Origin of the sequence: Citrobacter sp. wls615 (assembly GCF_005281355.1) — a bacterium.
Lineage (GTDB): Bacteria > Pseudomonadota > Gammaproteobacteria > Enterobacterales > Enterobacteriaceae > Citrobacter > Citrobacter werkmanii.
Map to the genome: position 1 here is coordinate 18,367 of NZ_SZXM01000028.1, position 15,059 is coordinate 33,425.

At 51.9% G+C, this 15,059-nt stretch carries 14 protein-coding genes; 12 read left to right on the plus strand and 2 right to left on the minus strand.

All coding sequences use genetic code 11. From position 1 onward, the window contains the following. The first annotated feature begins 428 nt into the window (after positions 1–428). The 6 genes from flhD to cheW all read left to right on the plus strand — a co-directional run bounded on the left by flhD (position 429) and on the right by cheW (position 5,867). Positions 429–770, plus strand: a complete 342-nt coding sequence (gene flhD, locus FDX04_RS11735; RefSeq protein WP_003034622.1) for a flagellar transcriptional regulator FlhD — start codon at positions 429–431, stop codon at positions 768–770. Positions 771–772: 2 nt separating this feature from the next. Further along, positions 773–1,351, plus strand: a complete 579-nt coding sequence (gene flhC / locus FDX04_RS11740) for a flagellar transcriptional regulator FlhC (RefSeq protein ID WP_042307995.1) — start codon at positions 773–775, stop codon at positions 1,349–1,351. 124 nt (positions 1,352–1,475) lie between these two features. After that, the gene (motA, locus tag FDX04_RS11745) at positions 1,476–2,363 is read left to right on the plus strand and encodes a flagellar motor stator protein MotA (RefSeq protein ID WP_032939611.1); all 888 of its coding nucleotides are present in this window, start codon (positions 1,476–1,478) and stop codon (positions 2,361–2,363) included. After that, positions 2,360–3,289, plus strand: coding sequence for a flagellar motor protein MotB (gene motB / locus FDX04_RS11750; protein ID WP_042307763.1), 930 nt, complete (start codon positions 2,360–2,362; stop codon positions 3,287–3,289). Before motA ends, motB begins: the two co-directional genes overlap by 4 nt. Before the next feature lie 4 nt (positions 3,290–3,293). Further along, positions 3,294–5,342 (plus strand): chemotaxis protein CheA, encoded by a 2,049-nt coding sequence (gene cheA / locus FDX04_RS11755; protein ID WP_137370950.1) that lies wholly within the window; start codon positions 3,294–3,296, stop codon positions 5,340–5,342. Positions 5,343–5,363: 21 nt separating this feature from the next. Then, positions 5,364–5,867, plus strand: a complete 504-nt coding sequence (gene cheW, locus FDX04_RS11760; RefSeq protein WP_042307767.1) for a chemotaxis protein CheW — start codon at positions 5,364–5,366, stop codon at positions 5,865–5,867. Between the two features lie 79 nt (positions 5,868–5,946). Here the strand turns inward: cheW and FDX04_RS11765 are convergent, their stop codons facing one another. Continuing rightward, a complete protein-coding gene (locus FDX04_RS11765) occupies positions 5,947–7,206 on the minus strand; it encodes a dicarboxylate/amino acid:cation symporter (protein WP_137370951.1) in 1,260 nt (419 codons plus the stop codon). A gap of 406 nt (positions 7,207–7,612) precedes the next feature. On the opposite strand from FDX04_RS11765, the gene tar reads away from it, so the two are divergent. From tar to cheZ, 6 genes are read left to right on the plus strand one after another with little or no spacing between them, the layout of a single operon-like run. Further along, a complete protein-coding gene (gene tar / locus FDX04_RS11770) occupies positions 7,613–9,274 on the plus strand; it encodes a methyl-accepting chemotaxis protein II (RefSeq protein ID WP_061381095.1) in 1,662 nt (553 codons plus the stop codon). Between the two features lie 43 nt (positions 9,275–9,317). Next, complete coding sequence (tap, locus tag FDX04_RS11775) at positions 9,318–10,919, plus strand: methyl-accepting chemotaxis protein IV (protein WP_137370952.1); 1,602 nt, start codon at positions 9,318–9,320, stop codon at positions 10,917–10,919. 19 nt (positions 10,920–10,938) lie between these two features. Next, a complete protein-coding gene (gene cheR / locus FDX04_RS11780) occupies positions 10,939–11,811 on the plus strand; it encodes a protein-glutamate O-methyltransferase CheR (RefSeq protein ID WP_038641472.1) in 873 nt (290 codons plus the stop codon). Then, positions 11,808–12,857, plus strand: a complete 1,050-nt coding sequence (locus tag FDX04_RS11785; RefSeq protein WP_038641470.1) for a chemotaxis response regulator protein-glutamate methylesterase — start codon at positions 11,808–11,810, stop codon at positions 12,855–12,857. Before cheR ends, FDX04_RS11785 begins: the two co-directional genes overlap by 4 nt. An 18-nt stretch (positions 12,858–12,875) precedes the next feature. Next, complete coding sequence (gene cheY, locus FDX04_RS11790) at positions 12,876–13,265, plus strand: chemotaxis response regulator CheY (protein ID WP_042307777.1); 390 nt, start codon at positions 12,876–12,878, stop codon at positions 13,263–13,265. 13 nt (positions 13,266–13,278) lie between these two features. After that, positions 13,279–13,923 (plus strand): protein phosphatase CheZ, encoded by a 645-nt coding sequence (cheZ, locus tag FDX04_RS11795; RefSeq protein ID WP_029139578.1) that lies wholly within the window; start codon positions 13,279–13,281, stop codon positions 13,921–13,923. A gap of 51 nt (positions 13,924–13,974) precedes the next feature. Here the strand turns inward: cheZ and FDX04_RS11800 are convergent, their stop codons facing one another. Then, positions 13,975–14,934 carry a fimbrial protein gene (locus tag FDX04_RS11800; protein ID WP_249935529.1) on the minus strand — a complete coding sequence of 320 codons (960 nt, stop codon included), beginning with the start codon at positions 14,932–14,934 and terminating at the stop codon, positions 13,975–13,977. Positions 14,935–15,059 lie beyond the last annotated feature (125 nt).

Genomic DNA, 15,059 nt, shown 5'->3' on the forward strand with positions numbered 1-15,059 from the left:
ACGTTTGTGAACAAAATACTATTCGCTTTTATTGCAAGAATATTCGTTAGCCAGGAATTGAAAAGATGAAACTTGGTTTAAAAAATAAGCAAAATAAAAGCTACGCTGATGGATTTATGTTAAGTGTTTAGTTGATTTATGTGATCTGTGTCACATATTCTTTAAATTCGCAGCACGGTTCCGTTGTATGTGTAACTGGCGGCGGGTAGAGTTGCGTCGAATTAGGAAAAATCTTAGACAATTGTAAGAATTGATGTGAGCTTGTAAGAAGTGCGCATTCTTCAAAAGGGCTGGTTTACACAACGTGTATGTGTCATCACGCTGCTATGTATTTGACCTTTTGCTTTTTTTTACCGGGGCTTCCCGGCGACATCACGGGGTGCGGTTTTACCGCATGAAAATAATGTTGGTTATTATGGATGCAAATAATGCATACATCCGAGTTGCTGAAACACATTTATGACATCAATTTGTCATATTTATTGCTTGCACAGCGTTTGATCGTTCAGGACAAAGCATCTGCGATGTTTCGCCTTGGTATCAGCGAAGAGATGGCGGACACGTTGGCAACATTAACACTTCCTCAAATGGTCAAACTGGCTGAAACAAACCAACTGGTGTGTCATTTCCGTTTCGACGATCACCAGACTGTTACTCGCCTGACGCAAGACTCCCGCGTTGACGATCTCCAGCAAATTCATACCGGCATCATGCTTTCTACGCGACTGTTAAGCGACATCGATGATGCAGCGCGCAAGAAAAGGGCTTGATGATGAGCGAAAAAAGCATTGTTCAGGAAGCGCGTGATATCCAGTTGGCAATGGAATTAATCACATTGGGCGCCCGTTTGCAAATGCTGGAAAGCGAAACGCAATTAAGCCGTGGTCGACTTATCAAGCTGTACAAAGAATTACGCGGCAGTCCTCCGCCAAAAGGGATGCTTCCTTTCTCCACCGATTGGTTTATGACGTGGGAACAAAATATCCATGCTTCGATGTTTTGCAATGCCTGGCAATTTTTGCTCAAAACAGGGTTGTGTAGCGGTGTGGATGCGGTAATTAAAGCGTATCGTTTATATCTTGAGCAGTGTCCGCAGCCGGAAGAAGGCCCCCTGCTGGCGTTAACTCGCGCATGGACGCTGGTTCGTTTTGTCGACAGCGGATTGCTGGAATTGTCCACATGCAACTGCTGCGGCGGGAACTTTATCACTCACGCACATCAACCCGCAGGCAGCTTTGCCTGCAGTTTATGCCAGCCGCCATCACGGGCCGTAAAAAGACGTAAACTTTCTCAGAATGCTGCCGATATTATTCCACAACTGCTGGATGAACAGATCGAACAGGCTGTTTAACTGATACGGTGTGGATAAACACTCCAGCAGCGGTAAGCGATTACCGCTGCCTTTTTTTGTCCTGACCTCAAGTTAACTACCCGACTGCGCATCCTGTCATAGTCAATTGCGAAAGGATGATGTCGTGCTTATCTTATTAGGTTACCTGGTTGTTATTGGTACAGTTTTCGGCGGCTACATGATGACCGGCGGACACCTTGGGGCACTCTATCAACCGGCTGAGCTGGTGATTATCGGTGGCGCGGGTATTGGGGCGTTCATCGTCGGCAATAACGGAAAAGCCATCAAAGGGACGATGAAAGCGATCCCGATGCTTTTTCGCCGTTCGAAATACACCAAAGCGATGTATATGGATCTGCTGGCGCTGCTCTATCGCCTGATGGCTAAGTCACGTCAGCAGGGCATGTTCTCTCTCGAACGTGATATCGAAAACCCTAAAGAGAGTGAAATCTTCGCCAGCTATCCACGCATTCTTGCGGATGCCGTGATGCTTGATTTTATTGTCGATTATCTGCGTCTGATCATCAGCGGCAACATGAATACGTTTGAAATTGAAGCGCTGATGGACGAAGAAATTGAGACTCATGAGAGCGAAGCCGAAGTGCCGGCTAATAGTCTGGCGATGGTTGGCGACTCGCTACCGGCCTTCGGGATCGTGGCGGCGGTTATGGGCGTTGTCCACGCGCTGGCTTCTGCCGATCGTCCGGCGGCTGAGCTGGGTTCGCTGATTGCGCATGCGATGGTGGGGACATTCCTCGGTATTTTACTGGCCTATGGTTTTATTTCTCCACTTGCCAGCGTCCTGCGTCAGAAAAGTGCTGAAACAACCAAGATGATGCAGTGTGTGAAGATCACGCTGCTCTCCAACCTGAATGGTTACGCCCCGCCGATTGCCGTCGAATTTGGTCGTAAAACATTGTATTCCAGCGAACGTCCTTCGTTTATCGAACTGGAAGAGCATGTTCGTGCGGTGAGAAATCCAGCGGCGCAGCAGACGACCGAGGACGCATGAAAAATCAGGCCCATCCCATTATCGTCGTAAAGCGGCGCAAACATAAAGGTCACGGTGGTGGGGCGCATGGTTCGTGGAAAATCGCCTACGCCGATTTTATGACCGCGATGATGGCCTTCTTTCTGGTGATGTGGCTCATTTCCATCTCCAGCCCTAAAGAATTGATCCAGATTGCCGAATATTTCCGTACCCCACTGGCTACCGCGGTGACTGGTGGTAATCGCATTTCGAATAGCGAAAGTCCCATTCCAGGTGGAGGTGATGATTATACCCAGCAGCAGGGAGAGGTGCACAAGCAGCCGAATATTGATGATTTGAGAAAACGCATGGAGCAAAGTCGTTTAAGCAAACTTCGCGGCGATCTCGATCAACTGATTGAATCGGACCCCAAACTGCGTGCGCTGCGTCCGCATTTGAAAATTGATTTAGTTCAGGAAGGGCTGCGGATCCAGATTATCGACAGTCAGAACCGACCAATGTTTAAGACCGGCAGCGCTGAAGTTGAACCGTATATGCGCGATATCCTGCGGGCTATTGCGCCGGTGCTCAACGGCATCCCTAACCGAATTAGTCTTTCTGGGCATACGGATGATTACCCTTACGCCAACGGTGAGAAAGGGTACAGCAACTGGGAACTGTCTGCCGATCGCGCTAATGCGTCGCGTCGCGAGCTGGTTAGCGGCGGTCTGGATGATGGAAAAGTATTACGGGTGGTAGGCATGGCCGCCACGATGCGTCTGAGCGATCGCGGTCCTGAGGACGCCATCAACCGCCGTATTAGCCTGCTGGTTCTCAATAAGCAGGCAGAAGAGGCCATTTTGCATGAAAACGCTGAAAGCCAGAATGAGCCGGTAAGTGTCTTACAACAGCCAGCGGAACTTCCGCCGGTAAGCGTTCCCACATCGCCACCAGCCAATCCGAGGTGATAGCGTGAGCATGGATATTAGCGATTTTTATCAGACTTTTTTTGATGAAGCCGACGAACTGTTGGCCGACATGGAGCAACACCTGCTCGATTTGGTTCCTGAAGCCCCGGATTCCGAACAGCTGAATGCCATTTTTCGTGCCGCGCACTCGATAAAAGGCGGCGCGGGCACCTTCGGTTTTACCATTTTGCAGGAAACGACCCATCTGATGGAAAACCTGCTGGATGAAGCGCGGCGTGGCGAGATGCAGCTTAATGCCGACATTATCAACCTGTTTTTGGAAACGAAAGATATTATGCAGGAACAGCTCGACGCCTATAAAAACTCAGAAGAGCCGGATGCCGCCAGCTTTGAGTACATTTGTAATGCGTTACGACAGTTAGCGCTTGAAGCAAAAGGTGAAACCTCACCCGCGCTCGTCAATACCGCAAAGCTGAGCGTTGTTGACAGCGCGGCGATACAGGAAGAAGCCGTTGCCAATCCCGCTGCGGCCAGCGAAGAGAGCAAGAAACGCATTATTCTCTCGCGTCTGAAATCCAGTGAAGTCGATCTGCTGGAAGAGGAGCTGGGGAATCTGGCGACCTTAACCGATGTAGTGAAAGGGAGCGACACGTTGTCAGCAACGCTGGATGGCAACCTCGCGGAAGATGACATCATTGCGGTGCTCTGCTTCGTAATTGAAGCTGACCAGATTGAATTCGAAACCGTCAGCGCAGCGCCCGTGGCTGTTGATACAAAAGCGGAAAGTGAAGCGGTAGCCGCGGTTGCGACGCCGCAGCCGGTTGCCGTTGTGCCTGCGGCTAAAGCCGCCGCCAGTGAAGCGCCACACGCCCGCGCAGAGCGTGACAAACCAGCCCGCGCCAGTGAATCGACCAGTATCCGCGTAGCGGTTGAGAAGGTTGATCAGCTCATTAACCTGGTCGGTGAGCTGGTGATTACCCAGTCAATGCTGGCCCAGCGTTCTAATGAACTGGATCCTGTTAATCACGGCGATCTGATCACCAGTATGGGTCAGTTACAACGTAACGCCCGCGATTTGCAAGAGTCGGTGATGTCGATTCGTATGATGCCGATGGAGTACGTGTTCAGCCGTTTCCCACGCCTGGTCCGCGACCTGGCCGGTAAATTGGGTAAACAGGTTGAGCTGACGCAGGTGGGGAGTTCAACAGAACTCGATAAAAGCCTGATTGAACGCATCATCGATCCATTGACGCATCTGGTGCGTAACAGCCTGGACCACGGTATTGAACTGCCGGAAAAACGTCTCGAAGCCGGGAAAAGCCCCATTGGCAATCTGACGCTTTCCGCCGAACACCAGGGTGGGAATATTTGTATTGAAGTGACCGATGATGGCGCTGGTCTGAACCGCGAACGAATCCTCGCCAAAGCGATCTCCCAGGGGATGCCGATCCACGAAAATATGAGCGATGACGAAGTCGGTATGCTGATTTTCGCTCCGGGCTTCTCAACGGCCGAGCAGGTGACGGATGTCTCTGGTCGCGGTGTGGGTATGGATGTGGTGAAACGAAATATTCAGGAGATGGGCGGCCATGTTGAGATCCAATCGAAGCAAGGACAGGGAACGACCATCCGAATTTTGCTGCCGCTGACGCTGGCGATCCTTGACGGGATGTCCGTACGCGTGGCGGACGAAGTCTTTATTCTGCCGCTGAATGCCGTTATGGAGTCACTGCAACCGCGCGAAGAAGATCTCCATCCGCTGGCCGGAGGAGAGCGCGTTCTGGAAGTGCGTGGCGAATATTTGCCGCTGGTTGAGTTGTGGAAAGTCTTCGAAGTTGAAGGCGCAAAAACCGAAGCAACGCAGGGCATCGTGGTGATTTTACAAAGCGCAGGTCGTCGCTATGCGCTGCTTGTCGATCAGTTAATTGGCCAACACCAGGTGGTGGTCAAAAACCTGGAAAGCAACTACCGCAAAGTGCCAGGTATTTCTGCTGCAACGATTCTCGGCGACGGTAGTGTCGCGTTGATTGTTGATGTGTCTGCATTGCAGGGGTTAAACCGCGAACAACGTGTGGCGATCACAGCCGCCTGATTGAGTAAGAAAGGGAATAATATGACCGGTATGAGTAATGTAACTAAACTGGCCGGCGAACCGTCAGGTCAGGAATTCCTCGTGTTCACGCTGGGGGATGAAGAGTACGGTATCGATATCCTGAAAGTGCAGGAAATCCGTGGTTACGATCAGGTAACCCGCATTGCTAACACGCCAGCGTTCATCAAAGGCGTAACGAACCTGCGCGGTGTGATTGTGCCGATTGTTGATCTGCGCGTGAAGTTTAGCCAGAGCGATGTCGATTACAACGAAAACACCGTGGTGATTGTGCTGAATCTGGGACAACGAGTGGTTGGGATTGTGGTGGATGGCGTATCTGACGTGCTGTCGCTGACAACCGATCAAATCCGACCGGCACCGGAATTCGCGGTTACGCTGTCAACGGAATATCTGACGGGACTGGGCGCGCTGGGAGATCGGATGCTGATTCTGGTCAACATTGAGAAACTGCTGAACAGCGAAGAGATGGCGTTGTTAGATATTGCCGCCGCTCATATGGCATAAACAAGTAAACATATTATCCGGCCTACAATAATTGCTGTTGTAGGCCGGATAAGCGTAGCGCATCCGGCAACTTTCCTTCTTACGCTTTCCGCTCAACCAGCTCCGGTTCTTCTTCCAGTAAACCTTCATCCTGTGCCAGCATCGCCGTTGCAATCCCGTTACCCAATACGTTGATCGCTGAACGACCCATATCGAGGAAATGGTCGATACCCATCAGTAGCAAAATTCCTGCAACCGGAATATTAAAGCTTGGAATGGTTGCCGCCAGCACTACCAGCGCAGAACGCGGCACACCGGCAATCCCTTTGGACGCCAGCATCAGGGTCAACATCAGGACGGTGATTTCTGCAAAGGAGAGATGGATATTGTAGGCCTGTGCGATAAACATAGAAGCAAATGAGCAGTAGACCATGGAACCCACCAGGTTAAACGAATAACCGATAGGCAGTACAAATGACACGATATTGGGCGAGCAACCAAATTTGGTTAATTGCTCCAGCGTTTTCGGATAAGCGGCTTCGGAACTGCTGGTGGTAAAGGCGACCAGAACCGGGGCTTTCAGCATGCTGACCAGGCGGAACACCTCTTTTTTCAGCATCACATAACCCACGGCCAGCAGGACCAGACAGGTCAGCAAAATGGCCACATAATAACCACCAATGAACGACGCATAGTTGAGCAGGATCCCCAGGCCCTGGGTAGAGATAACGGAGGAAATGGCGGCAAAAATAGCCAGCGGCGCAACATACATCACGTAACCGGTTACCTTCAACATAATGTGGGAGACGACATCCAGCGCGGCAACCAGCGGGGCGTTAAATTTTTCGCCGAGCGATGCTCCACCAATACCGAAGAACATCGAGAACACGACGATTTGCAGGATCTCATTGTTGGCCATCGCCTCGGCGATGCTGGTGGGGATGGTGTGAGTCAGAAAACCTTTCAGGCTCATACCGCCCACAGCCAGGCCGGTATCAGTGGCTTCCAGCGGAATCGCCAGATTCAGGCCGCTGCCAGGTTGTTCGAGCGAGACCACAAACAGACCGACCAGAATAGACAGAATAGAAGAGCTGATAAACCAGATCATCGCTTTGCCGCCCACGCGCCCGATGGTTGAGGTTTCGCCCAAGCGCATAATACCCACGGTCAGGGTGCTGAAGACTAAAGGCGCAATCACCATCTTAATCAGGCGTAAAAAGATGTCAGTGAGAAGCGTAATATTATCAGCCCAGGCGGTAACAATGCCGGGGGAGGCATAAGAGTGGATGACTGCACCCGACAGGATCCCCGCCAGCATGAAGATCACAATAAACAACGTGAGTTTGTTTGCATTTGCCACTAAAAAGCCCTCAGTAAGGATTTAACATTTATTGTTCGGTTACTCATTTTTTATACTTATTAAGTGGTAACTAAATATTCATCATATAAATTGAATTAAAGCGTAAGCGGATACAACTTTTTTTAATTTTTTATTCATTTTGTTGTGGTATTTACAAGGTCAATATGTGATCTCTGTCACGATAAAATGCATGATTGTTCTCATCTGACCACAAGAACAGGCAGATATAAATGTTATTTACATGATAATTATGATGTTTTTATGTGAATGGCTTGTAGTGGTCGTTCAACTGCTGTTCAGTGGTTCCGCCTGACTTTATTTCCTTCCTGTATTTCCCTTTCGCAAACGTAAAGTTATCTCAGCGAGTGCCGATAACGTTGATAACTCGTTTTCAGGAAGGTGCCTTATGTTTAACCGTATCCGCGTTGTCACAATGCTGATGATGGTGCTGGGGGTTTTCGCACTGCTACAGCTTGTTTCCGGTGGTCTGTTGTTTTCTTCATTGCAGCAGAATCAGCAAAGTTTTGTTATTTCTAACGATCTTCGACAGCAGCAAAGCGAACTCACCTCGACATGGGATCTGATGCTGCAGACACGAATTAATTTAAGCCGTTCTTCCGCGCGTATGATGATGGATGCGTCCAATCAGCAAAGCAGTGCGAAAAACGATCTGCTGAAGAATGCGAAAGCATCGCTGGCGCAGGCAGAAACGCATTACGCAAAATTTAAAAACATCACGCCGTTGCCGGAGATGGCAGAAGCCAGCGGCAGTGTCGATGAGAAGTATCAGCAGTACCATGCGGCCTTATCAGAACTGGTCCAGTTTCTGGAAAACGGCAATATGGACGCCTATTTCGCGCAACCCACTCAGGGAATGCAAAACGCGCTCGGCGAGGCGTTGGGTAAGTATGCCAGCGTTAGCGAGAAGCTTTACGTTCAGGCATTCGATCAAAGCGCGCGTGATTACCACTTCGCTCAATGGCAGCTCGGTATTCTGGCCGTGGTGCTGGTGCTGATTCTGGTGGTGGTGTGGTATGGCATCCGTCATACCTTGCTCAACCCTCTGGCGCGCGTTATTGCTCATATCCGTGAGATCGCCAGCGGTAATTTAACCGCGACGCTGACGGTCCATGGACGTAACGAGATTGGTGAGCTGGCCAGTACGGTTGACCATATGCAACGTTCGCTGACGGAAACTGTCACCCTGGTACGTGAAGGCTCTGATGCGATTTATTCCGGTACCAGCGAAATTGCCAGTGGTAACACCGATCTTTCCTCCCGTACTGAGCAACAGGCGTCTGCGCTGGAAGAGACCGCAGCCAGCATGGAACAACTGACCGCAACCGTGAAGCAAAATGCGGATAACGCGCGTCAGGCTTCTCAATTGGCGAAAAGCGCCTCCGATACCGCACAGCATGGCGGCAAAGTGGTTGATAGCGTGGTGAACACCATGCATGAAATTGCCGATAGTTCGAAGAAAATTGCCGACATCATCAGCGTCATCGATGGCATTGCTTTCCAGACCAACATTCTCGCACTGAATGCGGCGGTTGAAGCTGCGCGTGCCGGTGAGCAGGGGCGTGGTTTTGCCGTAGTCGCAGGTGAAGTGCGTAATCTGGCGAGCCGTAGTGCGCAGGCGGCGAAAGAGATCAAAGCATTGATTGAAGACTCTGTTTCCCGAGTGGATACCGGTTCTGTACTGGTAGAGAGCGCCGGGGAAACCATGAATGACATTGTCAACGCGGTGACGCGGGTGACCGACATTATGGGGGAAATCGCCTCCGCTTCAGACGAGCAGAGCCGCGGGATAGATCAGGTTGCGCTTGCAGTATCTGAAATGGATCGTGTGACGCAACAGAACGCCTCGCTGGTTCAGGAATCGGCTGCCGCAGCGGCAGCGCTCGAAGAACAGGCCAGTCGCCTAACCCAGTCGGTGTCGATTTTCCGTCTCGCGTCACGCCCAGCGTCGGCTAAACCCCGTGATACACGGTTACCTGCGGCGGCGACTGTGACTGCATCATCTCCGCGCCAGAATATTGAACAAGATACGAATTGGGAAACATTTTGACTGGTAGTTAAACCGCGGCCTGCGCCGCCTGATGGGAGCGTTGATGTTTAATCGTATTCGAATTTCGACCACGCTGTTTTTGATTTTAATCCTCTGCGGTGTTTTGCAGATTGGCAGTAATGGCTTGTCCTTTTGGGCATTTCGGGACGGTTTTCAAAACCTGAATCAGGTCGAACGGAGTAACCAGCAACGCGCTGCGCTGGCCCAAACCCGTGCTGTGTTATTACAGGCCAGTACGGCCCTGAATAAGGCAGGAACGCTGACAGCCCTGAGCTATCCGCCAGAGGATATCAAAGCCTTGATGACGCTTGCGCGCGATAGCCTGGCGCAGTCCGAGTCAATGTTTAAACGCTTTATGGCGACGTCGGATACCACAGAACAAGGGAAGGCGCTGATTGGCGCGATGGAGAAAAGCTTTAGCCAATGGCATAGCGATCTGGTTCATCAGGCAACCTGGCTTGAGAACAACCAATTGTCGGATTTTCTGACCGCGCCGGTGCAGGCTTCGCAGGCTGCTTTTGATGCGAATGTTAATGCGTGGCAGAGCAACATCGACCGCGTGTTGCAAACAGCAGGGGATCTCAGCCAGCGAAATTATCATATGTCGGGGGTGATTTTCGCTGTCATGGTGGTACTGGCGGTGCTGTTAACCAGTGCGGCGTTGTACTGGTCGCGCAAGATGATTGTCCAGCCGCTGGCGATTATCGGCAGCCATTTCGACAGTATTGCCGCGGGTAACCTGGCACGGCCGGTAGCGGTTTATGGTCGCAATGAGATCTCGGCCATTTTTGCCAGCCTGAAGAAGATGCAGCAGGCGCTGCGTGAAACGGTGAGTGAAGTTCGCCAGGGTAGCTCAGCCATGCATAGCGGCATTTCAGAGATCGCGATGGGCAATAACGATTTGTCTTCACGAACTGAACAGCAGGCGGCTGCACTGGCGCAAACGGCCGCCAGTATGGAACAACTCACTGCCACCGTTGGGCAGAATGCGGATAACGCGCGCCAGGCTTCAGGAATTGCCAAAAGTGCGGCAGATACAGCGCATAAAGGTGGGGAGCAGACCTCGCGGGTCGCCAGTACGATGCATGAGATTTCCGCCAGCTCGCAGAAAATTGGCGACATTATCGGGGTGATTGACAGCATTGCCTTTCAGACCAATATCCTGGCGCTGAATGCCGCAGTAGAGGCTGCCCGTGCGGGGGAACAGGGGCGCGGTTTTGCCGTTGTTGCTGGAGAAGTGCGCAATCTGGCCAGCCGGAGCGCACAGGCAGCAAAGGAAATTAAGGGACTGATTGAGGAGTCTGTCACCCGGGTTCAGCAGGGATCGCAACTGGTGGATATGGCGGCGCGCACGATGACAGAAATTGTCAGCTCCGTTACCCGGGTGAACGACATCATGGGGGAGATTGCCTCGGCGTCCGATGAACAACGCAGAGGCATTGAACAGGTGGCGCAGGCCGTCAGCCAGATGGACTCCGTGACGCAGCAAAACGCCGGGCTGGTGGAAGAAGCCGCATCCGCCACCGGACAACTCGCCACGCAGGCCGATCATCTTTCTGCCTGTGTCGCATTTTTTAAGCTTGAAGAGCAAAACGTAGCAAAACAAGAGTTGGCGCAGCCGCAGGTTGTGCCCGTTGTATCCTGAATGTGATTGAGAAGGCGCTATGACATCATCTCTGCCCTCCGGGCAAACGTCATTATTGTTACAGATGACACAGCGCCTCGCGCTGTCTGACGCGCATTTTCGTCGGATATGTCAATTAATCTACCAGCGTGCGGGGATCGTACTGGCCGACCATAAACGGGACATGGTGTATAACCGCCTGGTCCGCCGTCTGCGAACCCTGGGACTGGATGACTTTGGTCGTTATCTCAGCATGCTGGAAGCTAACCAGAACAGTGCTGAGTGGCAGGCTTTTATTAACTCTCTGACCACCAACCTGACCGCGTTTTTTCGCGAAGGGCACCATTTTCCGGTGCTGTCAGATCATGCTCGTCGGCGTAGCGGTGAATACCGTGTCTGGAGTGCGGCAGCGTCAACCGGAGAAGAGCCGTACAGCATTGCCATTACGCTCGCCGATACCTTAGGTATGGCGCCGGGTCGCTGGCGTGTTTTTGCCAGCGACATTGATACCGAAGTGCTGGAAAAGGCCAGAAGCGGCATTTACCGTCTTGATGAGCTGAAGACGCTGTCACCACAACAGTTGCAGCGTTATTTCATGCGCGGCACCGGACCGCATGAAGGGCTGGTACGCGTCCGGCAGGAGCTGGCGGGGCATGTTGAATTTTCCAGCGTGAATTTACTGGATAAGCAGTACAACGTGCCAGGGCCCTTCGATGCCATATTTTGCCGTAATGTAATGATTTACTTCGATAAAACGACACAGCAGGACATTTTGCATCGTTTTGTTCCACTTCTTAAACCCGATGGGCTGCTGTTTGCAGGTCATTCAGAAAACTTTAGCAACCTCGTGCGCGAGTTTAGCCTGCGTGGACAGACCGTGTATGCGCATGCGCCAGGTAAGGATAAAGCATGAGTAAAATCAGGGTGTTGTCGGTTGATGATTCTGCATTGATGCGTCAAATCATGACCGAAATTATTAATAGCCACAGCGATATGGAAATGGTGGCGACGGCACCGGATCCATTGGTCGCCCGGGATTTAATCAAAAAATACAATCCCGACGTCCTGACGCTGGATGTGGAAATGCCGCGCATGGACGGACTCGACTTTCTTGAGAAGTTGATGCGTCTGCGTCCGATGCCGGTAGTCATGGTTTCTTCGCTGACCGGTAAAGGTTCAGAGGTCACGCTGCGGGCGCTGGAGTTGGGGGCAATTGATTTTGTCACCAAACCACAACTGGGGATCCGTGAAGGGATGCTGGCCTACAGCGAAATGATCGCGGAGAAGATCCGCACCGCATCGCGGGCAAAACTGGCGGCCCATAAGCCCATGGCTGCACCGACGACCTTGAAGGCAGGGCCGTTACTCAGTTCGGAAAAATTGCTGGTGATTGGCGCCTCAACCGGAGGAACAGAGGCAATTCGCCATGTACTCCAGCCATTGCCGCTTTCAAGCCCGGGTATTCTTATCACCCAGCATATGCCGCCAGGATTTACCCGCTCGTTCGCCGAACGTCTGAACAAACTGTGTCAGATCACGGTGAAAGAAGCAGAAGACGGGGAGCGTGTGCTTCCGGGGCATGCGTACATTGCGCCCGGTGACAAACATATGGAACTGGCGCGCAGCGGCGCGAACTACCAAATCAAAATTCATGACGGCCCGCCGGTTAACCGGCACCGGCCTTCAGTGGATGTGCTGTTCCATTCGGTGGCGAAACATGCGGGGCGTAATGCTGTGGGAGTGATCCTGACCGGCATGGGCAACGATGGCGCTGCCGGAATGTTAGCGATGAACCAGGCTGGCGCCTGGACCATTGCGCAAAATGAAGCAAGTTGTGTGGTGTTCGGCATGCCGCGCGAGGCCATCAATATGGGTGGCGTAAGCGAAGTGGTCGATCTTAGCCAGGTAAGCCAGCAAATGTTGGCGAAAATCAGTGCCGGACAGGCAATACGTATTTGAATCAGGAGTCTATTTTTTATGGCGGATAAAGAGCTTAAGTTTTTGGTTGTGGATGACTTTTCCACCATGCGTCGCATCGTGCGTAACCTGCTCAAAGAGCTGGGGTTCAACAATGTTGAAGAGGCGGAAGACGGCGTGGATGCGCTGAATAAGCTGCAGGCTGGGGGATTTGGTTTTGTCATTTCCGACTGGAACATGCCGAACATGGACGGCCTGGAACTGCTGAAAACCATTCGCGCAGATGGCGGAATGTCCTCCCTGCCGGTGCTGATGGTTACGGCAGAAGCGAAAAAAGAAAACATCATTGCGGCAGCGCAGGCAGGCGCCAGTGGTTATGTCGTGAAACCGTTTACGGCGGCAACGCTGGAAGAAAAACTCAATAAGATCTTTGAGAAACTGGGCATGTGAGGGTGTGATAATGATGATGCAACCACAAATTAAACCTGCTGACGAACACTCAGCAGGGGACATCATCGCGCGCATCGGCAGTTTGACCCGAATGCTGCGCGACAGCCTGCGCGAACTGGGGCTGGATCAGGCCATTGCCGAAGCGGCGGAAGCGATTCCCGATGCCCGCGATCGTCTCGATTACGTTGTGCAAATGACCGCGCAGGCGGCAGAGCGCGCGCTGAACAGCGTGGAAGCTTCGCAGCCGCACCAGGACGCGATGGAAAAAGGTGCCAAAGACCTGACCAAACGCTGGGATGAATGGTTCGAAAATCCGATCGAGCTGTCTGATGCCCGTGAACTGGTTACCGACACCCGTCAGTTCCTTGGTGACGTGCCTGGACATACCAGCTTTACTAATGCCCAGCTGCTGGACATCATGATGGCGCAGGATTTCCAGGACCTCACTGGTCAGGTCATCAAGCGCATGATGGATGTTATTCAGGAGATTGAACGTCAGTTGCTGATGGTTCTGCTGGAAAACATTCCGGAGCAGGGCGCTCGTCCAAAACGCGAAAACGAAAGCTTGCTGAACGGCCCGCAGGTTGACACCTCAAAAGCTGGCGTGGTGGCAAGTCAGGATCAGGTTGACGACCTGCTGGACAGCCTCGGTTTCTGATTGTTGCGTGGCTCCCCTCAGGTCGCTGTGTGGGTCTGAGGGGAAAAGTTTTCAGCGTAAATCCATTTTAACGGTCATGTTGCCTTCAAAGCTTCCTGGTTCCGGGCGGCTGGCGGTGGTAGAGACCGGCGCAGCCGTCATGTTAATTATGCCATTTCCCTTTTCATCCAGGGTGACCGGAAAGTCCACAGAACCATCCAGTATTACGTTCTGATTATTTGCATCAAACATTCTGATACCGAGATCGTTTCTGCCAATCAGTTTTGCGATGTAGGACTGGCTACCCTCTACCACGCCCTGATCGGCGGTCAACGTCAGCTTAATCTTGTCGCTGTTGCCGATGGCAGGGCCGTCACAATGGTAGGCGATATCGACATCTTTCAGCGTATAGCCTCTTGGCGGTTGACCCTGGCTAACAAACTGGCTACTGATAATACTCCCCATCTCAACCTCAATGGTGCTACCAGCGTTAATCGTACAACTGAGCGGGGCCGTGAGTTTGCCGCTAAGCCAGATATTGGACACCAGCTGTGCATCGGTGTTCTGGCAAGAACCGCTGCCTGTATATAAACAGGCATAGCTTTGCACGACCAACGTTGGGTTGATGATCTCTTCACCCAAGATCGGTTTTTTTATGTACAAATAAAAACGTATTACGCTCGGCTTGAACTTTCGTTTTATCGTTGCGCCTCCGGTCGGTCGCGTTTCATCGTTACAAACGTCAGCATTACCTTCAGTCTGTTTTTGCAATGCTTTTTCTCCGGGCATATTGGCCATTGGGGTGGGGTACTCGGTGATTCTGATTTCACTTAAGCCATCGCCATCGGGATTGTCGATAGCGTCATTAAATCCCGAAACCTTGATATCCAGATTCTCTGTTAAGACTCCGTATCCACTGACGCCTGCCGTCAGCGGGCTACCGGCGAAATTGTATTCATTAATCGCTGATGCTGACGTGGTGTTGGCGGGACATGTGCAACTGGCTTCGAGCTCCGGCCCGGTGCCTGGCATGTAGCTCCGCGTTAAGTATGAATAATTTGTGATATTTTCCGTGCTGCTGAGTTCATGTTCATATGACACTGAATAGTCAACAGGTGCTCCAAAGCAATTCGTTAACAGTGCGATCGCCGCCTGGA

Bases quoted from the DNA above. Each gene is read 5' to 3' on its own strand.
- motB (WP_042307763.1), top strand. From the start codon at position 2,360: ATGAAAAATCAGGCCCATCCCATTATCGTCGTAAAGCGGCGCAAACAT.
- cheY (WP_042307777.1), top strand. From the start codon at position 12,876: ATGGCGGATAAAGAGCTTAAGTTTTTGGTTGTGGATGACTTTTCCACC.
- tap (WP_137370952.1), top strand. From the start codon at position 9,318: ATGTTTAATCGTATTCGAATTTCGACCACGCTGTTTTTGATTTTAATC.
- FDX04_RS11800 (WP_249935529.1), bottom strand. From the start codon at position 14,934: ATGCCAGGCACCGGGCCGGAGCTCGAAGCCAGTTGCACATGTCCCGCC.
- flhC (WP_042307995.1), top strand. From the start codon at position 773: ATGAGCGAAAAAAGCATTGTTCAGGAAGCGCGTGATATCCAGTTGGCA.
- cheZ (WP_029139578.1), top strand. From the start codon at position 13,279: ATGATGCAACCACAAATTAAACCTGCTGACGAACACTCAGCAGGGGAC.
- flhD (WP_003034622.1), top strand. From the start codon at position 429: ATGCATACATCCGAGTTGCTGAAACACATTTATGACATCAATTTGTCA.
- FDX04_RS11785 (WP_038641470.1), top strand. From the start codon at position 11,808: ATGAGTAAAATCAGGGTGTTGTCGGTTGATGATTCTGCATTGATGCGT.
- cheR (WP_038641472.1), top strand. From the start codon at position 10,939: ATGACATCATCTCTGCCCTCCGGGCAAACGTCATTATTGTTACAGATG.
- tar (WP_061381095.1), top strand. From the start codon at position 7,613: ATGTTTAACCGTATCCGCGTTGTCACAATGCTGATGATGGTGCTGGGG.
- cheW (WP_042307767.1), top strand. From the start codon at position 5,364: ATGACCGGTATGAGTAATGTAACTAAACTGGCCGGCGAACCGTCAGGT.